23 protein-coding genes are annotated in these 26,479 nt (G+C 60.3%); 21 read left to right on the top strand and 2 right to left on the bottom strand.

Features of this window, described 5'->3' with window-relative positions; translation table 11 throughout:
• The first annotated feature begins 51 nt into the window (after positions 1 to 51).
• From mnmA to nuoN, 21 genes are all read left to right on the top strand, one after another.
• Positions 52 to 1,170, top strand: a complete 1,119-nt coding sequence (mnmA, locus tag ACZZ0Q_RS13460) for a tRNA 2-thiouridine(34) synthase MnmA (protein ID WP_463541952.1) — start codon at positions 52 to 54, stop codon at positions 1,168 to 1,170.
• Positions 1,167 to 1,787 (top strand): high frequency lysogenization protein HflD, encoded by a 621-nt coding sequence (hflD, locus tag ACZZ0Q_RS13465; RefSeq protein ID WP_463541951.1) that lies wholly within the window; start codon positions 1,167 to 1,169, stop codon positions 1,785 to 1,787. The genes mnmA and hflD overlap by 4 nt, the downstream gene beginning before the upstream one ends.
• Before the next feature lie 204 nt (positions 1,788 to 1,991).
• The gene (purB, locus tag ACZZ0Q_RS13470) at positions 1,992 to 3,362 is read left to right on the top strand and encodes an adenylosuccinate lyase (RefSeq protein WP_463541950.1); all 1,371 of its coding nucleotides are present in this window, start codon (positions 1,992 to 1,994) and stop codon (positions 3,360 to 3,362) included.
• 78 nt (positions 3,363 to 3,440) lie between these two features.
• Positions 3,441 to 4,607: a ribosomal protein uL16 3-hydroxylase gene (locus tag ACZZ0Q_RS13475; protein ID WP_463541949.1), complete on the top strand. Its 1,167-nt coding sequence runs from the start codon at positions 3,441 to 3,443 to the stop codon at positions 4,605 to 4,607.
• Complete coding sequence (locus ACZZ0Q_RS13480) at positions 4,600 to 5,028, top strand: GNAT family N-acetyltransferase (protein WP_463382488.1); 429 nt, start codon at positions 4,600 to 4,602, stop codon at positions 5,026 to 5,028. Before ACZZ0Q_RS13475 ends, ACZZ0Q_RS13480 begins: the two co-directional genes overlap by 8 nt.
• A gap of 7 nt (positions 5,029 to 5,035) precedes the next feature.
• Positions 5,036 to 5,677 carry a DUF7931 domain-containing protein gene (locus ACZZ0Q_RS13485; RefSeq protein ID WP_463541948.1) on the top strand — a complete coding sequence of 214 codons (642 nt, stop codon included), beginning with the start codon at positions 5,036 to 5,038 and terminating at the stop codon, positions 5,675 to 5,677.
• A complete protein-coding gene (locus tag ACZZ0Q_RS13490; protein ID WP_463541947.1) occupies positions 5,674 to 6,483 on the top strand; it encodes a secretin N-terminal domain-containing protein in 810 nt (269 codons plus the stop codon). Before ACZZ0Q_RS13485 ends, ACZZ0Q_RS13490 begins: the two co-directional genes overlap by 4 nt.
• A 498-nt stretch (positions 6,484 to 6,981) precedes the next feature.
• The gene (locus ACZZ0Q_RS13495) at positions 6,982 to 8,577 is read left to right on the top strand and encodes an isocitrate lyase (protein ID WP_122498041.1); all 1,596 of its coding nucleotides are present in this window, start codon (positions 6,982 to 6,984) and stop codon (positions 8,575 to 8,577) included.
• Between the two features lie 554 nt (positions 8,578 to 9,131).
• Entirely contained in the window at positions 9,132 to 9,524 is a 393-nt protein-coding gene (locus ACZZ0Q_RS13500) for an NADH-quinone oxidoreductase subunit A (RefSeq protein WP_463384681.1), read from the top strand.
• Positions 9,525 to 9,534: 10 nt separating this feature from the next.
• Positions 9,535 to 10,209: an NADH-quinone oxidoreductase subunit B gene (locus tag ACZZ0Q_RS13505; RefSeq protein ID WP_122498037.1), complete on the top strand. Its 675-nt coding sequence runs from the start codon at positions 9,535 to 9,537 to the stop codon at positions 10,207 to 10,209.
• Positions 10,210 to 10,277: 68 nt separating this feature from the next.
• The gene (nuoC, locus tag ACZZ0Q_RS13510) at positions 10,278 to 12,059 is read left to right on the top strand and encodes an NADH-quinone oxidoreductase subunit C/D (RefSeq protein ID WP_122498035.1); all 1,782 of its coding nucleotides are present in this window, start codon (positions 10,278 to 10,280) and stop codon (positions 12,057 to 12,059) included.
• Between the two features lie 2 nt (positions 12,060 to 12,061).
• Positions 12,062 to 12,562, top strand: a complete 501-nt coding sequence (nuoE, locus tag ACZZ0Q_RS13515) for an NADH-quinone oxidoreductase subunit NuoE (protein WP_122453228.1) — start codon at positions 12,062 to 12,064, stop codon at positions 12,560 to 12,562.
• Positions 12,559 to 13,923 (top strand): NADH-quinone oxidoreductase subunit NuoF, encoded by a 1,365-nt coding sequence (gene nuoF / locus ACZZ0Q_RS13520; RefSeq protein WP_463382485.1) that lies wholly within the window; start codon positions 12,559 to 12,561, stop codon positions 13,921 to 13,923. The genes nuoE and nuoF overlap by 4 nt, the downstream gene beginning before the upstream one ends.
• 155 nt (positions 13,924 to 14,078) lie before the next feature.
• On the top strand, positions 14,079 to 16,796 hold the full coding sequence (gene nuoG / locus ACZZ0Q_RS13525; protein ID WP_463541946.1) for an NADH-quinone oxidoreductase subunit NuoG: 2,718 nt from the start codon (positions 14,079 to 14,081) through the stop codon (positions 16,794 to 16,796).
• Positions 16,793 to 17,800 (top strand): NADH-quinone oxidoreductase subunit NuoH, encoded by a 1,008-nt coding sequence (gene nuoH / locus ACZZ0Q_RS13530; protein WP_463541945.1) that lies wholly within the window; start codon positions 16,793 to 16,795, stop codon positions 17,798 to 17,800. Before nuoG ends, nuoH begins: the two co-directional genes overlap by 4 nt.
• A 12-nt stretch (positions 17,801 to 17,812) precedes the next feature.
• Positions 17,813 to 18,361 carry an NADH-quinone oxidoreductase subunit NuoI gene (nuoI, locus tag ACZZ0Q_RS13535; RefSeq protein ID WP_122498027.1) on the top strand — a complete coding sequence of 183 codons (549 nt, stop codon included), beginning with the start codon at positions 17,813 to 17,815 and terminating at the stop codon, positions 18,359 to 18,361.
• Between the two features lie 70 nt (positions 18,362 to 18,431).
• The gene (gene nuoJ / locus ACZZ0Q_RS13540) at positions 18,432 to 18,938 is read left to right on the top strand and encodes an NADH-quinone oxidoreductase subunit J (RefSeq protein ID WP_463541944.1); all 507 of its coding nucleotides are present in this window, start codon (positions 18,432 to 18,434) and stop codon (positions 18,936 to 18,938) included.
• Entirely contained in the window at positions 18,938 to 19,246 is a 309-nt protein-coding gene (gene nuoK / locus ACZZ0Q_RS13545) for an NADH-quinone oxidoreductase subunit NuoK (protein ID WP_463560668.1), read from the top strand. The genes nuoJ and nuoK overlap by 1 nt, the downstream gene beginning before the upstream one ends.
• Positions 19,243 to 21,093, top strand: coding sequence for an NADH-quinone oxidoreductase subunit L (gene nuoL, locus ACZZ0Q_RS13550; RefSeq protein ID WP_463541943.1), 1,851 nt, complete (start codon positions 19,243 to 19,245; stop codon positions 21,091 to 21,093). The genes nuoK and nuoL overlap by 4 nt, the downstream gene beginning before the upstream one ends.
• Before the next feature lie 15 nt (positions 21,094 to 21,108).
• Positions 21,109 to 22,638: an NADH-quinone oxidoreductase subunit M gene (gene nuoM / locus ACZZ0Q_RS13555; RefSeq protein WP_122498021.1), complete on the top strand. Its 1,530-nt coding sequence runs from the start codon at positions 21,109 to 21,111 to the stop codon at positions 22,636 to 22,638.
• A gap of 21 nt (positions 22,639 to 22,659) precedes the next feature.
• On the top strand, positions 22,660 to 24,129 hold the full coding sequence (gene nuoN, locus ACZZ0Q_RS13560; protein WP_463541942.1) for an NADH-quinone oxidoreductase subunit NuoN: 1,470 nt from the start codon (positions 22,660 to 22,662) through the stop codon (positions 24,127 to 24,129).
• A gap of 54 nt (positions 24,130 to 24,183) precedes the next feature.
• Here nuoN and ACZZ0Q_RS13565 read toward each other — a convergent pair whose 3' ends face one another.
• The gene (locus tag ACZZ0Q_RS13565) at positions 24,184 to 25,089 is read right to left on the bottom strand and encodes a glycosyltransferase family 2 protein (RefSeq protein WP_463541941.1); all 906 of its coding nucleotides are present in this window, start codon (positions 25,087 to 25,089) and stop codon (positions 24,184 to 24,186) included.
• A 272-nt stretch (positions 25,090 to 25,361) separates the two neighbouring features.
• Positions 25,362 to 26,426, bottom strand: a complete 1,065-nt coding sequence (locus ACZZ0Q_RS13570) for an AI-2E family transporter (RefSeq protein ID WP_463541940.1) — start codon at positions 26,424 to 26,426, stop codon at positions 25,362 to 25,364.
• Positions 26,427 to 26,479 lie beyond the last annotated feature (53 nt).

The following is a 26,479-nucleotide window of genomic DNA, read 5'->3' on the forward strand; positions in this document are numbered from 1 at the left end:
GCGGCCCTGATAGAATCGCGTTTTTCCGAAAAGCCCTGCATCCAAACTCCTATGCGTGACAATTCCTCAACTCGCGTGATCGTCGGCATGTCCGGCGGTGTCGATTCCTCCGTTTCCGCCGTGCTGCTGCTGGAGCAGGGCTATCAGGTCGAAGGCCTGTTTATGAAAAACTGGGAGGAAGACGACGGCACCGAATACTGCACCGCCATGGACGACATGGCCGATGCGCAAGCGGTGTGCGACAAAATCGGCATTACGCTGCACACCGCCAATTTCGCTGCGGAATACTGGGACAACGTGTTCGAGCATTTCCTCGCCGAATACAAGGCCGGACGCACGCCGAACCCGGACATCCTGTGCAACCGGGAAATCAAATTTAAGGCCTTCCTTGAGTACGCGCTGTCGCTCGGTGCCGACCTGATTGCCACCGGCCACTACGTGCGTCGCCGCGATATCGACGGGCGCACCGAACTGCTCAAAGGCCTCGACCCGAACAAAGACCAGAGCTACTTCCTACACGCCGTCGGCGGCGAACAGCTGGCCAAGACCCTGTTCCCGGTTGGCGAACTGGAAAAACCGGAAGTGCGCGCCATCGCCGAGAAGCACCAGCTGGCAACGGCCAAGAAGAAGGACTCAACCGGCATCTGCTTTATCGGTGAGCGCCGCTTCAGCGACTTCCTCAAGCAATACCTGCCCGCACAACCCGGCAATATCGAAACCACCGAAGGCGAAATCATCGGCCGTCATCACGGGCTGATGTACCACACCATTGGCCAGCGTCAGGGCCTGGGAATCGGCGGTTTGAAAGATGCCGGCGAAGAACCGTGGTACGTGCTGATCAAAGACCTCGAACGCAACGTGCTGGTGGTCGGCCAGGGCAATGAACACCCGTGGCTGTTTTCCAGCGCCCTGCTCTGCTCCGACATCTATTGGGTCAACCCCATCGACCTCAGCAGCCCACGCGCCTTGACCGCGAAAGTGCGGTACCGCCAGGGCGACCAGGCGTGCACGCTGGAGAAAACCAGCGAGGGTTACCGCGCCGTATTCGCCATGCCGCAGCGTGCCGTTACGCCGGGCCAGTCGGTGGTGTTTTATGACGGTGACGTCTGCCTGGGCGGCGGTGTAATAGAAGTGGCGCAACCTTGGAGCAGTAAGGAAAAGCGCGCATGACGCCGATTCAGGAACAACTGGTTGCCCTGGGCGGCGTGTTTGAGGCGGCGTTTCTGGTCGACCAAGTGGCACGCACCGGGCAGATCAGCGAAGGCGCTTTGAGCTGCATGCTCGGAAGTTTGATGGTTCGCGATCCGAAAACCACCCTGGACGTTTACGGTGGCGACGACATCAACCTTCGCAACGGCTACCGCGCGCTGCTTAGCGCCCTGGAGCGCGACCCCACCACCCTGCAACGCGAACCGCTGCGCTACGCCCTGGCGCTGCTGGGTTTGGAACACAAGCTGGCCAAGCGCGACGACATGCTGGAAACGATCGGCAAACGTCTCGACCAGATTCAACAGCAGGTTCAGCACTTCGGCCTCGTGCACGAGAATGTCATCGCCGCGAGCGGCGGCTTGTACCAGGACACCCTGAGCACCTTCCGCCAGCGCATCCAGGTGCACGGCGACATGCGCAACCTGCAGCAACCGAGCAACGCCGCGAAAATTCGCGCCCTGTTGCTCGCCGGCATTCGCTCGGCACGCCTGTGGCGTCAACTGGGCGGCCATCGCTGGCAGTTGGTGATTAACCGTCGCAAATTGCTGAAAGAGCTTTACCCGCTGGTTCGCGGCTAACCGCCTTCATACCTGTAGGAGCGGCTTCAGCCGCGATGCTTGTGATCCTAAAAGCATCCCGCCTGAAGTCGCTCCCACAGCACCGCGCTGTTCAGCACCTCGCCGAAAAACCCGACAGAGCAGTTCGCTGCGCGCGGGCCAGGTAAGGTTTTTCTATGTATAATTCGCGCCCCTTTTCGTCGCCCGACTGTCCGAGAACGCCCCATGCAGCTCTCCTCGCTCACCGCGGTATCCCCCGTTGATGGCCGTTACGCCAGCAAAACCAGCGCTCTGCGCCCAATCTTCAGCGAATACGGCCTGGTCCGTTTCCGCGTCATGGTCGAGGTTCGCTGGCTCCAGCGCCTGGCCGCGCACTCCGGCATTCCGGAAGTGGCACCGTTCTCGACAGAAGCAAACGCCCTGCTCAACGCACTGGTCGACAATTTCCAGGTCGAGCACGCCGAGCGCGTCAAAGAAATCGAGCGCACCACCAACCACGACGTAAAAGCCGTGGAATACCTGCTCAAAGAACAGGTCGCCAAGCTGCCGGAACTGGCTGCGGTGAGTGAGTTCATCCACTTCGCTTGCACCAGCGAAGACATCAACAACCTGTCCCACGCCCTGATGCTGCGCGAAGGCCGTGACACCGTGTTGCTGCCGCTAATGCAGCAACTGGCCGATGCCATCCGCGAGCTGGCTCACCGCTTCGCCGACGTGCCAATGCTGTCGCGCACCCACGGCCAACCGGCCTCGCCGACCACGCTGGGCAAAGAGCTGGCAAACGTGGTGTACCGCCTGGAGCGCCAGATCGCTCAGGTGGCGGCCATTCCGTTGCTGGGCAAGATCAACGGCGCCGTTGGCAACTACAACGCGCACCTGTCGGCCTACCCGCAGGTCGATTGGGAAGAAAACGCCCGCGCCTTCATCGAGCAAGAGCTGGGCCTGAGCTTCAACCCCTACACCACGCAGATCGAGCCGCACGACTACATTGCCGAGCTGTTCGACGCGGTGGCGCGTTTCAACACCATCCTGATCGACTTCGACCGTGATATTTGGGGCTATATCTCCCTCGGCTATTTCAAACAGCGCACCATTGCTGGCGAAATTGGTTCGTCGACCATGCCGCACAAGGTCAACCCAATCGACTTCGAAAACTCCGAAGGCAACCTGGGCATCGCCAACGCGCTGCTGCAGCATTTGGCCAGCAAATTGCCAATCTCCCGCTGGCAGCGCGACCTCACCGACTCCACCGTACTGCGCAACCTGGGCGTCGGTTTTGCCCACAGCGTGATCGCCTACGAAGCCACCCTTAAAGGCATCAGCAAGCTGGAGCTCAACGCTCAGCGCATTGCTGCCGACCTCGACGCGTGCTGGGAAGTGCTGGCCGAACCGGTTCAAACCGTGATGCGCCGCTACGGCGTTGAAAACGCCTACGAGAAACTCAAAGAGCTCACGCGTGGCAAAGGCATCAGCGCCGAAGCCCTGCAAACCTTTATCGACGGCCTGGATATTCCGGCCGACGCCAAGGTTCAGCTGCGCGCCCTCACCCCGGCCGGCTACGCGGGCAACGCCGCCGCTCAGGCCAAACGTATCTAACCGATATTGCCCAGTTGCACGCCCGGCAGTGCCGGGCGTTTTTATTTACGGGCTCAGATGACTTTCAAAGGCTTAGCGATGAATCCTGATATTCCGCTTCAGATGCTCGGTGGCATTACCGCCCGTGAATTCCTGCGCGACTACTGGCAGAAAAAACCCTTGCTGGTCCGCCAGGCCATCAGCGATTTCGAAAGCCCTATCTCCGCCGACGAATTGGCCGGCCTGGCGCTGGAAGAAGAAGTTGAATCGCGCCTGGTGCTTGAGCACGGCGAACGCCCTTGGGAGTTGCGCCGCGGCCCGTTCAACGAAGACGAGTTCGCCACCCTGCCCGAGCGCGACTGGACCTTGCTGGTTCAAGCCGTCGACCAGTTCGTGCCGGAGGTGGCCGAGCTGCTGCAGCACTTTCGTTTCCTGCCGAGCTGGCGCATCGACGATGTGATGATCAGCTTCGCCACGCCGGGCGGCGGCGTCGGCCCGCATTTCGACAACTACGACGTTTTCCTTCTCCAGGGCCAGGGACACCGGCGCTGGAAAATCGGCCAGATGTGCGACTCGGATAGCCCCATGCTTGAGCATGCGGACCTGCGCATTCTGGCCAACTTTGAACAGACCGACGAATGGGTGTTGGAGCCCGGCGACATGCTCTATCTGCCGCCACGTTTGGCTCACTATGGCACCGCCGAGGATAATTGTATGACGTATTCCGTGGGTTTCCGCGCCCCTAGCGCCGCAGAAGTCTTGACCCATTTCACCGACTTTCTCAGCCAGTTCCTGCCGGACGAAGAACGCTACAGCGATGCCGGCGCCACCCCTGTCAGCGACCCGCACCAGATTCAGCGCGACTCGCTCGACCGTCTCAAAGCCCTGCTTAATGAACACATGGGTGACGAGCGTTTGCTGATGACCTGGTTCGGCCAATTCATGACCGAACCGCGCTATCCAGAACTGGTTGCTGGCACTGAGCTGGACGAAGAAGAGCTGCTCGACCAAATCGAAAACGGCGCCATGCTTATCCGCAATCCGAGCGCGCGCCTGGCCTGGTCTGAAGTGGGCGACGATTTGGTGCTGTTTGCCAGCGGACAAAGCCGCTTGCTGTCGGCCAGCCTGCGCGAATTGCTGAAATTGATCTGCGCCGCCGACGTGCTGCACCTGGAAAACCTGGGCCAATGGTTGGCCGACGATGAAGGGCGTAACCTCGTCCTCGAACTGGTGAAACAAGGAAGTTTGGAGTTTGCAGATGAGTAGCAACGTTCAGGTAAGGCTCGCCAGCTGGCAGAAAGACAACGCAGACCTGCGCCGCATTCGCGAAACCGTGTTTATTGCTGAACAAGCGGTGCCGCCGGAGTTGGAATGGGACGCCGAAGATGTCGAAGCCGTGCATTTTCTGGCTGCCGATGGCGATTACGCGATTGGCACCGCGCGCCTGCTGCCCGACGGCCATATCGGCCGGGTTTCGGTGTTGAAAGACTGGCGCGGTTTGAAAGTCGGTGAACAGCTGATGAAGGCCGTTATCCAGGAAGCAGAGCGCAGGGGTCTGAAAGAACAAATGCTCAGCGCCCAGGTTCACGCCACAGCCTTCTATGAGCGTCTAGGATTTACCGTAGTCAGCGGCGAATTTCTCGACGCTGGCATCCCCCACGTAGAGATGAAACGCATCAGTCAGTGAGGTCAGGATGATCGATAAAGACGCTCCGCCAACAGACGCCACGGACGGTGTCGCGGAAGAACTGCCGGCCATCGAGTTCGTCTCGCCCGGCAGTTTTACGGTGCACAATCCGCCGCCGTTGCAGGCGGAACCGGAGCGTCGGGAACCGGCCCCCTTTCACCTCGACGGGCCGCGTCAACTCCAGCATTTCACTCACGCCGAACAAGCCCAAGCACACGCCTTGGCCTTGCTTCAACAGGCGCAGCGCAGCCTGTGCATCTATACCCCCGACCTCGAACGCTGGCTTTATCACCACAGCAGCGTGCAACAGGCCTGTACCCAATTCCTGCTGGCTAATCCGAAGAATCGTTTACGCATTCTGGTTAGCGACGCCAGCAACGCCGTGAAAGAAGGCCATCGCTTGTTGCAACTGTCGCGGCGCCTGCCGAGCAATCTGCACATTCGCAAGCTCAACCCCAGCTACAGCAACGATGAAGTGGCCTATCTGCTCGCCGACACCAGCGGCTTGTTGATGCGGCCCAAGCTGGAGCACCTCGCCGGCTACGCCTTGTACAACGACGCAGGCCAGGTGCGCGTGCTACAAAACAAATTCGATCAGGCCTGGGACGTTAGCGTCACCGACCTCGACCTTCGGAGTCTTCTGGTATGACCCTGCGCTCGCTGTTTGCCGCCCTGTGCCTGACTGTCAGCCTACCGGTGCTGGCGGCTACCGAAGTGATGCCGCTGAACTACCGCACCGCCGACGACGTATTGCCCGTGGTGCAATCCGTGCTGGGCAACGAAGGCCGGGCCAGCAACTACGGCAACCAACTGGTCGTCAACGCCCCGCCCGCCAAACTTCAGGAGGTTCGCGACCTGCTCAAGCAGATCGACAAACAACCGAGGCGCTTGCTCATCAGTGTCGACACCACCGACAGCAACCAGATGAACGACCAGGGCTATTCGGTGAATGGCTCGGCCAGCGCCGGCAACGTGGAAATTCAGTCGGGCCGCGGCGAAGTGAACGGTCGCGATCAGGTGCGCATCATTCATCGCAGCACTCAGAGCCGGGGCGGCGGCACGCAGCAGGTGCAAACCACCGAAGGCTATCCGGCGCTGATTCAGGTCGGGCAAAGCGTGCCGCTGACCAGCTCGAGCGTGGACGGTTATGGCCGGGTCTACAACAACACCGAATACCGCAATGTCATCCGCGGGTTTTACGTCACCGCCAGCCTCACCGGCGACGTGGTGCACGTCAGCATCAACAACAATAACGACCGCCTTAGCCAAACCCAGCAAGGCGCGATAGACATCCAAAACACCAACACCAAAGTGACCGGCCGCCTGGGCGAATGGATCACCATTGGCGGTGTGAATGAGAGCTCTCAGTCCGATCAGAGCGGCTTTATTCAGCGCCGTTCCACCCAGGGTCACGAAGACATGACGCTACGCCTGAAGGTTGATGCCCTGGACTGATCAGGGCAACCCAACAACCGGAAAACGTGACCCGCCAGTCGCTCGTCGAACAATATGTAGTAGTAAGAAAAAAGCACTACAAAACGTTTGACGAAGTCTTTTTGCAAAGGCATGATGGCCCCGCTCCCGCTAATCAGAGGCCCCGAACAGAGGTCTCCGGATCGCAGCCTGCTTACCGTAGATTCGATTCGTGTTTTACCGCTCAAAAGGCAGTTCGACGAGATTGCGACTGGAACGAAGTTGTCCTGAGGGACGGGGAAGCGTTTAACGAATCGGCCAGTTGGTCACGGCAGCAACACCCATCGGTTTCCACGAACCAGCAAGTGTTAACGCCAGCACCTTCGAACTGTTCGCCCCCTCTGCCCCCTCCTCAGCTTCAATCTCGTCTCAGTCGATATCTCGTTGCGCTGCAGTACACCGCCCACTGAAAGACCGCGTTGCTTGTCGGTTTTGAAAGGGAAGTGTCGTGCTCAACCAATCAACTTTGAAGGATTGACCATGTCTGCTTATCAAGATGACATCAAAGCCGTAGCCGCTTTGAAAGAAACCGCCGGCAACAGCTGGAGTGCGATCAACCCTGAGTCCGTCGCTCGTATGCGCGCTCAGAACCGCTTCAAAACCGGTCTGGATATCGCCAAGTACACCGCCGCTATCATGCGCAAAGACATGGCTGAGTACGACGCTAACTCCTCCGTCTACACCCAGTCCCTGGGCTGCTGGCACGGCTTCATCGGTCAGCAGAAGCTGATCTCGATCAAGAAGCACCTCAAGACTACCGACAAGCGCTACCTCTACCTGTCCGGCTGGATGGTTGCTGCTCTGCGTTCGGACTTCGGCCCGCTGCCAGACCAATCCATGCACGAGAAGACCGCTGTTTCGGGTCTGATCGAAGAGCTGTACACCTTCCTGCGCCAGGCTGACGCCCGTGAGCTGGATCTGCTGTTCACCGCCCTGGACGCTGCCCGCGCCGCTGGCGACAAAGTGAAAGCAGACGAAATTCAGGCTCAGATCGACGGCTACGAAACTCACGTCGTACCGATCATCGCCGACATCGACGCTGGTTTCGGTAACCCGGAAGCCACCTACCTGCTGGCCAAGAAAATGATCGAAGCGGGTGCGTGCTGCATCCAGATCGAAAACCAGGTTTCTGACGAGAAGCAGTGCGGCCACCAAGACGGCAAAGTGACCGTTCCGCACGAAGACTTCCTGGCCAAGATCAACGCAGTTCGCTACGCATTCCTGGAACTGGGCGTAGACGACGGCGTAATCGTTGCCCGTACCGACTCCCTGGGTGCCGGCCTGACCAAACAAATCGCTGTGACCAAAGAGCCGGGCGACCTGGGCGACCAGTACAACTCGTTCCTGGACTGCGAAGAAGTGTCGGCCAACGAGCTGAACAACGGCGACGTGGTTCTGAACCGTGGCGGCAAACTGCTGCGTCCTAAGCGCCTGCCTTCCAACCTGTTCCAGTTCCGCGCTGGCACCGGCGAAGCTCGCTGCATCCTGGACTGCATCACCTCGCTGCAGAACGGCGCTGACCTGCTGTGGATCGAAACCGAGAAGCCACACGTTGGCCAGATCGCAGCCATGGTTAACGAGATCCGCAAAGTGATCCCGAACGCCAAGCTGGTCTACAACAACAGCCCGTCCTTCAACTGGACCCTGAACTTCCGTCAACAAGTGTTCGATGCATTCGTTGCTGAAGGCAAAGACGTTTCCGCCTACGACCGCGCCAAGCTGATGAGCGTCGACTACGACGAAACCGAACTGGCTCAGGTTGCAGACGAGAAGATCCGCACCTTCCAACGCGACGGTTCGCAACAGGCTGGTATCTTCCACCACCTGATCACCCTGCCGACCTACCACACTGCTGCGCTGTCCACCGACAACCTGGCAAAAGGCTACTTCGCCGACCAAGGCATGCTGGCTTATGTGAAAGGCGTTCAGCGTCAGGAACTGCGTCAAGGCATCGCCTGCGTCAAGCACCAGAACATGGCTGGCTCCGACATCGGCGACAACCATAAAGAGTACTTCGCTGGCGAAGCGGCTCTGAAGGCAAGCGGTAAAGACAACACCATGAACCAATTCCATTGATCCACGGAATGGCTCACTAGGCTTCGGCCTGGGGTGTGAAGAAAAGGCGAGCTCAGGCTCGCCTTTTTTATGCCAGAAAAATGTCGCGTGCTCTAAAAATCGCCGTCTCGGTGGATGGCAAGCCGAAATCCAGGCACCCACTCCTCTCTCGCCCTTCACTCAAGCGCCAACTTCCCTAACGCTTTGCTCGCTTATGCGCTAACAGCAACTACCCTTCTCCAACGTAGGGCGTTTCCGATTTAACGCCCAAATAATAACGAATATCATCTACAGCACAGTTTGCTGTCATTAACAATAAAAAAGCGGATGTTCGACTAACGCCGTAGAACGCGTCATAACCCCGACGCCACGGGCTTTGCGCGATTTGCGCCGCTAAGATGTTGGCCCGTAAGTTAATTTTTTATAAGGAAAAATTTACTTACGAAGGCAGACACGCATAAAATTACGAAAATTAGATTGCTGGCTATGGATTACAACCGGCAACTTTCATCTCCCATGATTCCGCCGATGCTTGTCTAAGGAGTACCGGCATGCCTGCTGAAGCTGTCGCGACCATGTCCCACAACTGGGGCTTTGCCATTTTCCTGCTGGGCGTTATCGGCCTTTGCGCCTTTATGCTCGGCGTCTCCAGCCTGCTTGGCGGCAAGGCCTGGGGCCGGGTTAAAAACGAGCCGTTCGAATCCGGCATGTTGCCCACCGGCAGCGCTCGCCTGCGCCTGTCGGCAAAATTCTATTTGGTCGCGATGCTCTTCGTGATCTTCGACGTTGAAGCCCTCTTTCTCTTCGCCTGGTCGGTATCTATTCGTGAAAGCGGATGGGCCGGCTTTATTGAAGCTACAGTTTTTATAGCAATTCTGTTGGCAGGTCTTGTCTACCTATGGCGCATCGGTGCTCTTGATTGGGCTCCCGAAGGTCGTCGCAAGCGGCAGGCGAAGCTAAAACAATGAGGCTTTGGCGATGCAATACAAACTCACCAGAATCGACCCGGATGCGCCTAATGAGCAGTATCCGATCGGCGAGCGGGAGACCGTTTCCGATCCTCTAGAGGATCAAGTCCACAAAAACATCTACATGGGCAAATTGCAGGACGTGCTGAATGGCGCGGTCAACTGGGGGCGTAAAAACTCCCTCTGGCCGTACAACTTCGGTCTGTCCTGCTGCTACGTGGAGATGACGACTGCCTTCACCGCTCCCCATGACATCGCCCGGTTTGGCGCCGAAGTAATTCGTGCGTCACCCCGTCAGGCCGATTTCATGGTGATTGCAGGCACCTGCTTCATCAAAATGGCTCCGGTCATCCAGCGCTTGTACGAGCAAATGCTCGAGCCCAAGTGGGTTATCTCCATGGGAGCCTGCGCGAATTCCGGCGGCATGTACGATATTTACTCTGTCGTTCAGGGCGTGGACAAATTCCTGCCCGTGGACGTTTACGTGCCCGGCTGCCCTCCTCGCCCTGAAGCATTCTTGCAGGCTCTTATGCTCTTGCAGGAATCGATTGGCCAGGAGCGTCGCCCACTTTCCTGGGTCGTTGGCGAACAAGGCGTTTACCGCGCCGATATGCCGTCGCAAAAGGAACAGCGCCGTGAACAGCGTATTCAGGTAACCAACCTGCGCAGCCCCGACGAAGTGTGATCTAGCTTTTTCTTACCCAGAAAGCCCGCCGGATTCACCCTTTACGTTGACTGATAGCGACCGAGACCATGACTGCAGACACCGCTCTGTACATCCCGCCTTACAAGGCAGACGACCAAGACGTCGTCACCGAATTGAACACGCGCTTTGGCGCAGATGCGTTTACCGCCCAGCAAACCCGCACCGGCATGCCGGTGTTGTGGGTGGCGCGTGAGCGGCTGATCGAGGTGCTGACCTTTCTGCGTCAGCTGCCCAAGCCCTACGTCATGCTCTACGACCTGCACGGCGTCGACGAACGCCTGCGCACTCAGCGTCGTGGTTTGCCAGGTTCCGACTTCACGGTGTTCTACCACCTGATGTCGATAGAGCGGAACAGCGACGTCATGCTCAAAGTCGCGCTGTCCGAAGGCGACCTGAACCTGCCGACCGTGACCAACATCTGGCCGAACGCCAACTGGTACGAGCGCGAAGTGTGGGACATGTATGGCGTGACCTTCGCCGGCCACCCGCACCTGACCCGCATCATGATGCCGCCAACCTGGCAGGGTCACCCGCTGCGCAAAGACTACCCAGCGCGCGCCACCGAGTTCGATCCGTTCAGCCTGTCGGTTGCCAAGCAGAACCTGGAAGAAGAAGCCGCGCGCTTCAACCCGGAAGACTGGGGCATGAAACGCGGCAATGAGAACGAGGACTACATGTTCCTCAACCTCGGCCCCAACCACCCTTCGGCCCACGGTGCGTTCCGTATCGTGCTACAGCTGGACGGTGAAGAAATCGTCGACTGCGTACCGGAAGTGGGTTACCACCACCGTGGCGCCGAGAAGATGGCCGAGCGTCAGTCCTGGCACAGCTTTATTCCTTACACCGACCGTATCGACTACCTCGGCGGCGTAATGAACAACCTGCCGTACGTGCTCTCGGTCGAGAAGCTGGCTGGCATCAAGGTGCCGGAGAAGGTCGACGTCATCCGCATCATGATGGCCGAGTTCTTCCGCATCACCAGTCACCTGCTGTTCCTCGGCACCTACATTCAAGACGTCGGCGCCATGACCCCGGTGTTTTTCACCTTCACCGACCGTCAGCGCGCCTACACCGTGATCGAAGCCATCACCGGTTTCCGTCTGCACCCGGCCTGGTACCGCATCGGCGGCGTTGCGCACGACCTGCCGCGCGGCTGGGAAAAGCTGGTGAAAGACTTCGTTGAATGGCTGCCCAAACGCCTCGACGAGTACGAAAAAGCAGCGCTGAAAAATAGCATTCTGCGTGGCCGTACCATTGGCGTTGCCCAGTACAACACCAAGGAAGCGCTGGAATGGGGCGTCACCGGCGCCGGCCTGCGTTCCACCGGCCTGGACTTCGACCTGCGTAAAGCGCGCCCGTACTCGGGCTACGAAAACTTCGAATTCGAAGTGCCGCTGGCCGTGAATGGCGATGCCTATGACCGCTGCATCGTGCGCGTGGAAGAAATGCGCCAGAGCGTGAAAATCATCGACCAGTGCCTGCGCAATATGCCGTCCGGCCCGTACAAAGCGGACCACCCGCTGACCACGCCGCCGCCGAAAGAGCGCACCTTGCAGCACATCGAAACCTTGATCACGCACTTCCTGCAAGTTTCCTGGGGCCCGGTCATGCCGGCCAACGAAAGCTTCCAGATGATCGAAGCGACCAAGGGCATCAACAGTTATTACCTGACGAGCGACGGCGGCACCATGAGCTACCGCACCCGCATTCGTACGCCAAGCTTCCCGCACCTGCAGCAGATTCCTTCGGTAATCCGCGGCAGCATGGTCGCGGACTTGATCGCGTACCTGGGCAGTATCGACTTCGTTATGGCTGACGTGGACCGCTAACTATGACTACCACCACGCTGATTCAAACCGACCGTTTCACCCTCAGCGATGCCGAGCGCACGGCCATCGAACATGAGCTGCACCACTACGAAGACTCCCGCGCGGCCTCCATCGAAGCGCTGAAGATCGTTCAGAAAGCCCGTGGTTGGGTGCCAGATGGCGCCATCGCCGCCATCGGCGAGATCATCGGCATTCCGGCCAGCGACGTTGAAGGCGTTGCCACCTTCTATAGCCAGATTTTCCGTCAGCCCGTTGGCCGTCACATCATTCGCGTGTGCGACAGCATGGTCTGCTACATCGGCGGCCACGAATCGGTGGTCAGCAGCATCCAGCAACAGCTGGGCATCGGCCTCGGCGAAACCACTGCCGATGGCCGCTTCACCCTGCTGCCGGTGTGCTGCCTGGGTAACTGCGACAAAGCGCCTGCGCTGATGATCGACGACCACACCTTTGGCGACGTGCAACCCGATGGCGTAGCAGAACTGCTGGAGGCTTACGTATGACGTCCGCTTCGACCACCCGCCTGACCTCCTTCGGCCCGGCCAACAGCATCGCCCGCACCGCCGAAACGCACCCGCTCACCTGGCGCCTGCGTGATGACGCCCAGCCTGTGTGGCTTGAGGAATACCAGGCCAAAGACGGCTACGCCGCCGCGCGTAAAGCCTTCGCCGATTTGTCGCAAGACGACATCGTCCAGACCGTCAAAGACTCCGGCCTCAAAGGCCGTGGCGGTGCCGGCTTCCCCACGGGCGTGAAGTGGGGGCTGATGCCTAAAGACGAATCCATGAACATCCGCTACCTGCTGTGCAACGCGGACGAAATGGAACCCAACACCTGGAAAGACCGCATGCTCATGGAGCAGCTGCCGCACTTGCTGATCGAAGGCATGCTCATCAGTGCGCGCGCGCTCAAGGCTTATCGCGGCTACATCTTTCTGCGTGGCGAGTACGTTGATGCGGCCACCAACCTCAACCGCGCCGTGGCGGAAGCCAAGGCTGCCGGCCTGTTGGGCAAAAACATTCTGGGCAGCGGTTTCGACTTCGAACTGTTCGTGCACACCGGTGCCGGTCGCTACATCTGCGGCGAAGAAACCGCGCTGATCAACTCCCTTGAAGGTCGCCGCGCCAACCCGCGTTCCAAGCCGCCCTTCCCCGCTGCTGTCGGCGTGTGGGGCAAGCCGACGTGCGTGAACAACGTCGAGACCCTGTGCAACGTGCCGGCCATCGTTGGCAACGGCGTCGAGTGGTACAAGGGCCTCGCCCGTCCGGGCAGCGAAGACATGGGAACCAAGCTCATGGGCTTCTCCGGCAAGGTGAAAAACCCGGGCCTGTGGGAATTGCCATTCGGCGTCACCGGCCGTGAGTTGTTCGAAGACTACGCCGGCGGCATGCGCGACGGCTTCACGTTGAAAGCCTGGCAACCCGGCGGCGCCGGTACCGGCTTCCTGCTGCCCGAGCACCTGGATGCGCAAATGTACGCCGGCGGTATCGCCAAGGTCGGCACCCGTATGGGCACCGGCCTGGCCATGGCGGTGGACGACAAGGTCAACATGGTTGCCCTGCTGCGCAACATGGAAGAGTTCTTCGCGCGCGAGTCGTGCGGTTTCTGTACGCCGTGCCGCGATGGCCTGCCGTGGAGCGTGAAAGTGTTGCGCGCCATCGAAAAAGGTCATGGCCAGCCCGGCGATATCGAAACCCTCGAGGGCCTGGTCAACTTCCTCGGCCCAGGCAAAACGTTCTGTGCACACGCACCGGGCGCCGTGGAGCCGCTGGGCAGCGCAATCAAATATTTCCGACCGGAATTCGAAGCGGGTATTTCCCGAATCAGCACGCCGGTGGCGCCGACGCAGTTCGTGAGCGCCTAACGTTTTAACGACGGCGGCCAGAGAACGCTTACCTAGAACTCTGGCCCCATCGAACCGTGATTCTATTAGCCAAGCCCGCCAGTTGAGCGAGGCGAAAACCGCAGCAAACGCGGCTTTCACCCCTGAACAAACGGGCCAACGAAGAAACTTGAACTATGGCCACTATCCACGTAGACGGCAAAGCGCTCGAAGTCGATGGAGCAGACAACCTGTTACAGGCCTGTCTGTCCCTCGGGCTCGACATTCCGTACTTCTGCTGGCACCCGGCGCTCGGTAGCGTCGGCGCCTGCCGCCAGTGCGCGGTGAAGCAGTACACCGACGAAAACGACACCCGTGGTCGCATCGTCATGTCCTGCATGACCCCCGCCACCGACAACACCTGGATTTCCATCGACGACGCAGAGTCCAAGGCCTTCCGCGCCAGCGTCGTTGAATGGCTGATGACCAACCACCCGCACGACTGTCCCGTGTGCGAGGAAGGCGGCCATTGCCACCTGCAAGACATGACCGTGATGACCGGCCACAACGAGCGCCGTTATCGCTTCACCAAGCGTACCCACCAGAACCAGGAACTCGGCCCGTTCATTGCGCACGAAATGAACCGCTGCATCGCCTGCTACCGCTGCGTGCGTTTCTACAAGGACTACGCCGGCGGCACCGACCTCGGCGTGTTCGGCGCCCACGACAACGTGTACTTCGGTCGCGTTGAAGACGGCGTTCTGGAAAGCGAGTTTTCCGGCAACCTCACCGAAGTCTGCCCGACCGGTGTGTTCACCGACAAAACCCACTCCGAGCGCTACAACCGCAAGTGGGACATGCAGTTCTCGCCGAGCATCTGTCATGGCTGCTCAAGCGGCTGCAACATCAGCCCCGGCGAGCGTTACGGCGAAATCCGTCGCATCGAAAACCGCTACAACGGTTCGGTTAACCAGTACTTCCTCTGCGACCGTGGTCGCTTTGGCTACGGCTACGTCAACCGCACCGACCGCCCGCGTCAGCCACTGCTGGCCGCCGGCAGCCAAAAGCTGAGCGTGGATGCAGCCTTGGATAACGCCGCCGACTTGCTGCGCGGTCGCAACATCGTCGGCATCGGCTCGCCGCGCGCCAGCCTGGAAAGCAACTTCGCCCTGCGCGAACTGGTCGGTGCCGAGCATTTCTACTCAGGCATCGGCGCTGTAGAGCTGGACAACCTGCGCCTGGTGTTGAACGTGCTGCAAAACAGCCCGTTGCCGATTCCGACCCTGCGCGACATCGAAGACCACGACGCCGTATTCGTGCTCGGTGAAGACCTGACGCAGACCGCCGCCCGCCTCGCCCTCGCCTTGCGCCAGTCGGTGAAAGGCAAGGCCGAAGACATGGCCGAAGCCATGAAGATTCAGCCGTGGCTCAACGCGGCGGTCCAGAACATCGGTCAACACGCGCTGAACCCACTGTTTATTGCCAGCCTCGATGCCACCAAGCTCGACGACGTCGCCGAAGAGTGCGTGCACGCCGCGCCGGATGACCTGGCGCGCATCGGCTTTGCCGTCGCCCACGCCATCGACGCCAGCGCCCCGGCCGTTGCCGGTCTCGACGCCGAAGCCCTGGAACTTGCCGAGCGCATCGCCGACAACCTGCTGGCAGCCAAACGTCCACTGGTAATTGCCGGCACTTCCCTGGGCAACAAAGCCCTGATCGAAGCCGCTGCCAACATCGCCAAGGCCCTCAAGCTGCGCGAGAAAAACGGCTCCCTCAGCCTGGTGGTCAGCGAAGCCAACAGCCTGGGCCTGGCCATGCTGGGCGGCGACTCTGCCGACGCCGCGCTGCAAGCCGTGGTCGACGGCAAAGCCGACGCCATCGTGGTGCTGGAAAACGATCTGTACACCCGCGCCGACAAAGCGCTGGTCGACGCTGCACTGACTGCTGCCAAAGTCGTCATCGTTGCCGATCACCAGCAAACCGGCACCACGGCCCGCGCCCATCTGGTGCTGCCAGCGGCGAGCTTCGCCGAAGGTGACGGCACGCTGGTCAGCCAGGAAGGCCGCGCCCAGCGCTTCTTCCAAGTGTTTGATCCGACCTACTACGACCCAAGCATTCTGGTGCACGAAGGCTGGCGCTGGTTGCATGCCCTGCGCAGCACCCTGCTCGGCCAGAACGTCGATTGGACTCAGCTCGACCAAGTGACTGCCGCCACCGCTGCCAGCACGCCGCTGCTGGCCGGTATCGTCGACGCCGCGCCGGGCGCCTCGTTCCGCATCAAAGGCCTGAAAATGGCCCGTGAGCCGCTGCGTTACAGCGGTCGCACATCGATGCGCGCGAATATCAGCGTGCACGAACCGCGCGCCTCGCAAGACAAAGACACGGCCTTCGCCTTCTCCATGGAAGGCTACTCGGGCTCCGCCGAACCGCGTCAGCAAGTGCCGTTCGCTTGGTCGCCGGGCTGGAACTCGCCGCAAGCCTGGAACAAATTCCAGGACGAAGTCGGCGGTCACTTGCGTGCTGGCGACCCAGGCACGCGCCTGATCGAAAGCAAAGGCGATGGCCTCAGCTGGTTTGCCACCGCTCCGGGCGCATTCAACCCGGCGCCAGGCACCTGGCAGGTTGTGCCGGTTCATCACCTGTTCGGCAGCGAAGAGAACTCCTCGCGCGCCGCGCCGGTTCAGCAGCGCATTCCCGAAGCCTACGTTGCCGTTGCCGCTTCGGAAGCCGCCCGTTTGGGCGTGAACGAAGGCGCGCTGGTCAGCCTCAACGTAGCTGGCCAGACCTTGCGCCTGCCGCTGCGCGTCAGCGAAGAGCTGAGCGCGGGCATCGTTGCGTTGCCGGTTGGATTGGCAGGCATCCCCGCCGCGATTGCTGGCAAAACCGCTGATTCGCTGCAGGAGGCCGCGCAATGAGTTGGTTCACGCCTGAAGTGATCGACGTGATCATCGCCGTGCTCAAAGCCATCGTCGTGCTGCTCGCCGTGGTGGTGTGCGGCGCGTTGCTGAGCTGGGTGGAACGTCGCCTGCTGGCCCTTTGGCAAGACCGTTACGGTCCGAACCGAGTGGGTCCGTTCGGTGCGTTTCAGATCGCCGCCGACATGATCAAAATGTTCTTTAAAGAAGACTGGACGCCGCCGTTCGCCGACAAGGTGATTTTCACCCTGGCGCCGGTGGTGGCCATGAGCTGCTTGCTGATTGCCTTCGCCATCATCCCGATTACCCCCACCTGGGGCGTGGCGGACCTGAACATCGGCCTGCTGTTCTTCTTCGCCATGGCCGGTTTGTCCGTGTACGCGGTTCTGTTTGCCGGTTGGTCGAGTAACAACAAGTTCGCCCTGCTCGGCAGCCTGCGTGCCTCGGCACAAACCGTGTCGTACGAAGTGTTCATGGGCCTGTCGCTGATGGGCATCGTGGCGCAGGTGGGCTCGTTCAACATGCGCGACATCGTTGAATACCAGGCGCAAAACCTGTGGTTCATCATTCCGCAGTTCTTCGGCTTCTGTACGTTCTTTATCGCGGGCGTGGCCGTTACCCACCGTCACCCCTTCGACCAACCGGAAGCCGAGCAGGAGCTGGCCGACGGTTACCACATCGAATATGCCGGCATGAAATGGGGTATGTTCTTTGTCGGTGAGTACATCGGCATCGTGCTGATCTCGGCCCTGCTGGTCACGCTGTTCTTCGGCGGTTGGCACGGTCCGTTCGACATTCTGCCGTCGCTGTCATTCCTCTGGTTCGCGCTCAAAACCGGCTTCTTCATCATGCTGTTCATCCTGCTGCGCGCCTCGATTCCGCGCCCGCGCTATGACCAGGTGATGGACTTCAGCTGGAAGTTCTGCCTGCCGCTGACCCTGATCAATTTGCTGGTGACCGCTGCCGTGGTGTTGCTCAACACCCCGGCCGGCGTGGCTCAGTAACGGAGAATGACCATGCTTAAGTATGTGCTCCACGTTGTGCATGGCACCTACACCCAGCTTCGCAGCCTGGTGATGGTGTTCTCCCATGCCTTCCGCAAACGCGACACCTTGCAATACCCCGAAGAGCCCGTGTACTTGCCGCCGCGCTACCGCGGCCGCATCGTGCTGACCCGCGACCCCGATGGTGAAGAGCGCTGCGTAGCGTGCAACCTATGCGCCGTGGCCTGCCCGGTGGGCTGTATTGCCCTGCAGAAAGCCGAGACCGACGACGGTCGCTGGTACCCGGAATTCTTCCGCATCAACTTCTCGCGCTGCATTTTCTGCGGCCTGTGCGAAGAGGCCTGCCCGACCACCGCCATCCAGCTCACGCCGGATTTCGAAATGGCTGAGTTCAAGCGTCAAGATCTGGTGTACGAGAAAGAAGACCTGCTGATTTCCGGTCCCGGCAAAAACCCGGATTACAACTTCTACCGCGTGGCCGGTATGGCCATTGCTGGCAAGCCGAAGGGCGCGGCGCAAAACGAAGCCGAGCCGATCAACGTCAAGGGGTTGCTGCCGTAATGCGCGCTCAACTGACTCTGAATTTGGCGACCGGCCGTTGGCTGCCTGTATCCGTCGTGGGAATCTGACTATGGAATTCGCTTTCTACTTCGCGTCCGGCGTGGCGGTGGTGTCCACTCTTCGAGTGATCACCAACACCAACCCCGTGCACGCCCTGCTCTACCTGATCATTTCGTTATTGGCCGTGTCGATGACGTTCTTCAGCCTCGGCGCGCCGTTTGCCGGTGCGCTGGAAATCATCGTCTACGCCGGCGCCATCATGGTGCTGTTCGTGTTCGTGGTGATGATGCTCAACCTCGGCCCCGTTGCCGCCGATCAGGAGCGTGTCTGGCTCAAGCCCGGCATCTGGTTCGGTCCGGCGCTGCTGGCGTTGTTACTGCTGGCTGAATTGCTCTACGTGCTGTTCGGCAACCCGAGCGCTGGCGCTATCGGCCTGACCGCCGTTGACGCCAAAGCCGTCGGCATCAGCCTGTTTGGCCCGTACCTGCTGGTTGTTGAGCTGGCCTCCATGCTGCTGTTGGCAGCGGTGGTCGCCGCGTTCCACCTCGGCCGTCAAGAGGCGAAGGAAATCCAATGATGAATTCGATCCCCCTGGAACACGGCCTCGCCGTAGCCTGTGTGCTGTTCTGCCTCGGCCTGGTAGGCCTGATGGTGCGCCGCAACATTCTGTTCGTGCTGATGAGCCTGGAAATCATGATGAACGCCGCCGGTTTGGCCTTTATCGTGGCCGGCAGCCGCTGGGCACAGCCTGATGGGCAAGTGATGTTCATTCTGGTGCTGACCTTGGCTGCCGCCGAAGCCAGCATCGGCCTGGCCGTGTTGTTGCAGCTCTACCGCCGCTTCCACACCCTCGATATCGACGCTGCCAGCGAGATGCGCGGATGAACCTTTTATTCCTGACATTTACCTTCCCCCTCATCGGCTGGCTGCTGCTGTCGTTCTCGCGCGGCAAATGGTCGGAAAACGTCTCGGCGCTGATCGGCGTGGGCTCCGTTGGCCTGTCGGCCCTGACCACCGCCTTTCTGATCTACCAATTCAACGTCAACCCGCCAGAAGGCGGTGTGTACAGCCAGGTGCTGTGGCAATGGATGTCGGTAGACGGTTTTGCCCCGAGCTTCACTCTGTACCTGGACGGCTTGTCGCTGACCATGCTGGGCGTAGTCACCGGCGTCGGCTTTCTGATTCACCTATTCGCCTCGTGGTACATGCGCGGTGAAGCCGGTTACTCGCGCTTCTTCTCGTACACCAACCTGTTTATCACCAGCATGTTGTTTCTGGTGCTCGGCGATAATCTGCTGTTCCTGTACTTCGGTTGGGAAGGTGTAGGCCTGTGCAGTTACCTGCTGATCGGCTTCTACTACAGCAACCGCAACAACGGTAATGCCGCACTCAAGGCCTTTATCGTCACCCGTATCGGCGACGTATTCATGGCCATCGGCCTGTTCCTGCTGTTCCAGCACCTGGGCACTTTGAACATTCAAGAGCTGCTGGTTCTGGCGCCGCAAAAACTGCAGGCCGGCGATACCTGGATGTGGTGGGCGACCCTGATGCTGCTGGGCGGCGCCGTGGGTAAATCGGCTCAATTGCCGCTGCAAACCTGGCTCGCCGATGCAATGGCCGGCCCTACTCCGGTTTCCGCGCTGATTCACGCGGCTACCATGGTGACCGCTGGCGTGTACCTGATTGCCCGTACCCACGGCCTGTTCCTGCTGGCGCCTGAAGTGCTTGAGCTGGTTGGCATCGTCGGCGGCGTGACCTTGGTGCTCGCCGGCTTTGCTGCGCTGGTACAAACCGACATCAAGCGCATCCTCGCCTACTCGACCATGAGCCAGATCGGCTACATGTTCCTGGCCCTGGGCGTTGGCGCCTGGGACGCGGCGATTTTCCACTTGATGACCCACGCCTTCTTCAAAGCCCTGCTGTTCCTTGCCTCCGGTTCGGTGATCGTCGCCTGCCACCACGAGCAGAACATCTTCAAGATGGGCGGCCTGTGGAAGAAACTGCCGTTGGCCTACGCGAGTTTCATCGTCGGTGGCGCTGCCCTGGCTGCCCTGCCCTTCGTGACCGCCGGTTTCTATTCCAAAGATGAAATTCTTTGGGAAGCGTTCGCCAGCGGTCACACCGGTTTGCTCTACGCCGGCCTGGTCGGTGCGTTCATGACCTCGCTGTACACCTTCCGCCTGATCTTTATCGCCTTCCACGGCGAGGCGAAAACCGAAGCCCATGCGGGCCATGGCATCAGCCACTGGTTGCCGCTGTCGGTGCTGATTGTGCTGTCGACCTTTCTCGGCGCGCTCATCAGCCCGCCGCTGGCTGGTGTGCTGCCGGAAAGCTTCGGCCATGCCGGTGGCGAAGCCAAACACAGCCTGGAGCTGTCGTCGGGCCTGATCGCCATCGCCGGTATCGCCCTGGCCGCCGTGCTGTTCCTGGGCAAGCGCCGCTTCGCCACGGCTGTTGCCAACAGTGGCCCGGGCAAATTGCTTTCGGCCTGGTGGTTCGCTGCGTGGGGCTTCGACTGGATCTACGACAAGCTGTTTGTGCAGCCGTACCTGCTGATCACCCGCCTGCTGGGCAACGACCCGATCAACAGCACCATCGGTGTGGTTCCGCGCTTGGTACGCCTGGGCAATAGCCTGATGAGCCGTACGGAAACCGGCAACCTGCGCTGGTACTCGGCCTCGGTGGCCGGCGGTGCCGTGCTGCTGCTCGCCCTTCTTCTGATTTTGAATTAAGGAAAACAGCCCGTCATGATTCTGCCTTGGCTAATCCTGATTCCCTTTATCGGCGGCCTGCTGTGCTGGCAGGCCGAACGGTTCGGCAACACCCTGCCGCGCTGGATCGCCCTGCTCAGCATGGTGCTGCTGTTCGGCCTGAGCCTCTGGCTGTGGACCACTGGCAACTTCAGCCTGGCCCCCGCGCCAGGTGCGGAGCCGGTTTGGGCCCACGAGTTCAAGGTGCAATGGATCGAGCGCTTCGGCATCACCATTCACTTGGCCATGGACGGTTTGTCCGTGCTGATGATCGTGCTCACCGGCTTGCTCGGTGTGCTGTCCGTGCTCTGTTCCTGGAATGAAATCCAGAACCGCGTTGGCTTCTTCCACCTCAACCTGCTGTGGATTCTCGGCGGCGTGGTGGGCGTGTTCCTGGCCATCGACCTGTTCCTGTTCTTCTTCTTCTGGGAAATGATGCTGGTGCCGATGTACTTCCTCATCGCGCTCTGGGGTCACAGCGGCAGCAAGGGCAACACACGCATCAACGCGGCCACCAAGTTCTTCATCTACACCCAGGCCAGCGGCCTGATCATGTTGGTGGCGATTCTTGGGCTGGTGTTTGTTAACTATAACGCCACGGGCGTGATCACCTTCAACTACGCCGACCTGCTGAAGACCAAGCTGTCGGAGGGCACCGAATACGTGCTGATGCTCGGCTTCTTCATTGCCTTCGCAGTGAAGTTTCCAGTGGTGCCCTTCCACTCCTGGCTGCCGGACGCCCACGCGCAGGCGCCGACCGCAGGCTCGGTCGACCTGGCCGGTATCCTGTTGAAAACTGCGGCCTATGGTTTGCTGCGTTTCGCCCTGCCGCTGTTCCCGAACGCGTCGGCGGAGTTCGCTCACATCGCCATGTACCTTGGCGTGTTCGCGATCATCTACGGTGCCCTGCTGTCGTTTGCTCAAACCGACATCAAGCGCCTGATCGCCTACTCCAGCGTGTCGCACATGGGCTTTGTGCTGATTGCCATCTACTCCGGCAGCCAGATCGCCCTGCAAGGCGCGGTGGTGCAAATGATTGCCCACGGCCTGTCTGCCTCGGCGCTGTTTATTCTCAGTGGCCAGTTGTACGAGCGCCTGCACACGCGCGACATGCGCGAGATGGGCGGCATTTGGGGTCGCCTGCCGTACCTGCCGGCCATCAGCTTGTTCTTCGCTGCGGCGGCTCTGGGCTTGCCGGGCACCGGTAACTTTGTCGGTGAATTCCTGATTCTGGTCGGCGCGTTCAAAGCCTTCCCGTGGTTCACCATCGTGGCGGCAACCGGTCTGGTGTTTGGCTCGGTTTATTCGCTGATCATGATTCACCGTGCCTACTTTGGTCCGACCAAGTCTGACGATGTACTGCGAGGCATGAACGCCCGTGAGATGTTCATGGTGCTGGGTCTGGCGGTGCTGCTGATTCTGCTCGGGGTTTACCCGCAGCCGATTCTCGACACCTCGTCGGCCACTATGCAGGGCATCCAACACTGGCTGGGTACCGCTTCCACTCAACTCGCATCGGGCCGGTAGCCTGTAATGGAAAGCCGCGTTATGGAATTCACGACTCAACACCTGCTCGCCCTGCTCCCGCTGCTGGTGGTTTGCGCCACCATTGTGGTGGTGATGCTGGCCATCGCCTGGCGACGCAACCACAGCCAGACCTTTATCTTGTCGGGTCTGGGTTTGAACCTGGCCTTGCTGTCGATCATTCCCGCCGTCAAAGCCACGCCGCTGGCGGTGACCAGCCTGCTGCTGGTCGACAACTTCGCCAACTTCTACATCGGCCTGATTCTGGTCTCGACCCTGGCTTGCGTGACCTTGGTTCACGCCTACATGGGCGACGACAAGGTCGGTTTCCCCGGCAACCGTGACGAGCTGTACCTGCTGATTCTGCTGGCCGCCGCCGGCGGCATCGTGCTGGTGTGCGCCCAGCACCTGGCCGGTTTGTTTATCGGCCTAGAGCTGCTGTCGGTGCCGGTGTACGGCATGGTGGCGTACGCCTTCTTCAACAAGCGCTCCCTGGAAGCCGGCATCAAATACATGGTGCTGTCGGCTGCAGGTTCGGCCTTCCTGCTGTTCGGTATGGCGCTGCTGTATGCCGACGCCGGCACCCTGAGCTTCACCGGCATCGGCGCCAAGCTGGCCGCCACCGGCGCACAAAGCGCCATGGCACAGTTGGGCCTGGGCATGATGTTGGTGGGCCTGGCATTCAAACTGTCGCTGGTGCCGTTCCACCTGTGGACGCCGGACGTTTACGAAGGCGCGCCCGCACCCGTGGCCGCGTTCCTGGCCACCGCCAGTAAAGTGGCCGTGTTCGTGGTGATGGTTCGCTTGTTCATGCTCTCCCCGGCTGCCAACGAAGGGCTGCTGACCACCGTGCTGTCGGTGATCGCCGTGGCTTCGATTCTGGTCGGCAACCTGCTCGCCCTGCTGCAGAACAACCTCAAGCGTCTGCTGGGTTATTCGTCCATCGCCCACTTCGGCTACCTGATGATCGCGGTCATCGCCGGCAAAGGCTTGGCGGTGGAAGCAGTTGGCGTGTACCTGGCCACCTACGTGCTGACCAGCCTCGGCGCGTTTGGCGTGGTGACACTGATGTCCACGCCATTCAGCGGCCGCGATGCCGACGCGCTGTACGAATACCGCGGCCTGTTCTGGCGCCGTCCGTACCTGACCGCCGTGCTCACCGTGATGATGCTGTCGCTGGCGGGTATTCCGCTGACCTCCGGCTTTATCGGTAAGTTCGTGGTGGTTATGGTCGGCGTGCAAACCCAACAATGGTGGCTGCTGGGCGCCTTGGTGCTGGGCAGTGCGATTGGCGTTTTCTACTACCTGCGGGTGATGGTCACCTTGTTCCTGGTGGAACCGAACCTGCATCGCCACGACGCACCGTTCAACTGGGGCCAGCGTACCGGCGGCATGATGTTGGTAGCCGTGGCGCTGCTGGCCTTCGTGCTCGGCGTGTATCCGCAACCGCTGCTGGAACTGGTACAACACTCGACGATGGTGCTAACGCCATAAGCGCAGCGCCCATAAAAAAGCCCGGTTCATGCCGGGCTTTTTTATGGGCGAGGGTCAGAGCCGCCGCCCGCGTCCGCGCCACCCCATGCGCAGCAATTTACTGAGGTAGCCGGGTCGCAGCGCTTGCCAACACGACAGGGTCACTGCCTGCCGATAAAAGCGGCGCGCCGAGCAGCCATCACCGACTAGAAGCGCCGCTCGAAACAGCGACAGATAACGTTGAGCCGCATACCGCTGGCGCAAGCGCTGGCACTCGTCCGGCAGTTGTGCAAACACTTCATGGAGCATGCCTTGGGCCACCGACTCTTCGTCCGCTCGGCTGTGGCGCAGGCTATCGGGGTGTTTATAAACCCGGGCCAAGGGGCGGGTCGTCGTCACTGCGGAGCCACTCACCAATACATACGCAAACACCGCCACATCTTCGCCGCTGCGCAGCGTTTCCGGGTAAGGGCGTTGCAACAGCAGATCGCGGCGGAATAGGCAGCGGCTATGGGAAATGGAAATTCGCTTTTGCAGCAGATAGCGGCGGCACCGCTGCACTGGCGTGCCCGTCACGGGCGTGGGCAGCCTCACGCGTTGGCTGCCATCGGCATACACCGAAACCTGTGCGCCCAGCACCATGGCCGCCGAGGGCGTCGTGCGCAACGCCTCGCGCAAGGTTTGGATGGCGTCTGGTAGCAATTCATCATCGGCATCCAGCATCAGCACATAGGCACCGCGCGCCGCCCGCACCCCGCGGTTTCGCGCCGCTGCGGCTCCGGCATTGTCTTGGCGGATTATCTGAAAACAGCCAGCAAATCGGCGGGTGTAGCGCTGCAATACGTCCGGCGTGTGGTCGTCGGAGCCGTCGTCGATAACAAGCAACTCAATATCGTCGCCCCATTGGCCAATCACCGAATCCAACGCTCTGGGCAGCACGTGGGCGTAGTTGTAGGTGGGCACGATCACGCTGATAAGCAAGTCAGGCGCCGGAAGTGAAGTTACCTGCGCAGCTGCAAGAGAAAAAGAGGCGGGTTGCCCCACCGCGAAGCGGCTTCGCAACAGGGGCAAGAAAGAACGCAACGCCGCCCGAGGAATCGGGCCGCCCAACGCTTTTGAAAGGGTTAACGTCATGGCGACCCTCCTCCAAAAAAGGGTCGCAAGCTTGCTCGACAAGCCGCAGCGGTTAATGCAGGACCGACAGCTGCATCCAGTAGGCAGTTACCTAAAGACAGCGCGCCGTTTACACCTTTTTAGGAAGGCAGGCGCACTTTCTGATTGCCACTGGTGAAAATGCCCCAGCAAGAAAGGAACAGCGCCGCGATCAACGGGCCGATCACAAAGCCGTTCAAGCCAAAGATCGTGAGCCCGCCGAGGGTCGATAGCAGAATCATGTAGTCCGGCATGCGCGTGTCGCGCCCCACCAGAATCGGGCGCAGAACGTTGTCGACCATACCGATCACCAACACGCCCCACACACTGAGCGCCACGCCCTGCCAGATGGCGCCCGTGGCGAGGAAGTAAACCGCCACCGGCACCCAGACAATGCCCCCGCCCACTGCCGGCAGCAGCGACAAAAAAGCCATCAGCACCGCCCATAGGAGAGGGCTGGTAATGCCCAGAAACCAGAACGCCAAACCGCCCAGCGCGCCCTGCGTCACCGCCACCAGCACGTTGCCTTTCACTGTGGCGCGCACCACGCGGGTGAAGCGCAATTGCAGTCGGCGCTTTTGCCCATCATTCAGTGGAATAGCGCTACGGATACGCCGCACCAGTTCTTGCCCATCGCGCAGAAAGAAGAACAGCAGGTACAGCATGATCGCGAAGCTGATCAGAAACTCGAAGGTGTTCTGTCCCAGAGTGAACGCCTGGCTGGCGACGGCTTGGCTGCCTTGCATGGCGCCGTTGATGGCTTTGTCTTTGAGGCCATTGAGGCTGCCCATGCCGAAACGGTCCATCTGGCCCTGCACGTAGGTGGGCAGGTGACGTTTGATTTCGAAAATGTAGGCGCCGATGTCCAGCTCGCCGCTTTCGATGCGTTTGTACAGTTCGCCGGCTTCCTGCACCAGCAAGGCCGTGGTGAACACCACGGGGAGAATGGCGATGCACAGGCACACCAGCAACGTGGCCAAGGCGGTCAGGTTGCGCGAGCCTTGATGGCGACGGGCGAGGTGGCGCTGCAGCGGGTTAAACAAAATGGCCAGGATTACTGCCCAGAACACGGCGCCGTAGTACGGCAGCAAAATCCAGCCGAAGGCGAGCGTTACTGCTGTCAGCAGGACGAGAAAGAGTTTGTTTTCAATTGCGGGGTCGGCCATGGCTGCTCGCGGTTTGTAAAAGGCTGATGTGCCATTAGTCCGCGAGCAGCCTG

The sequence above is a fragment of the Pseudomonas sp. AC070 genome (genome assembly GCF_979258635.1).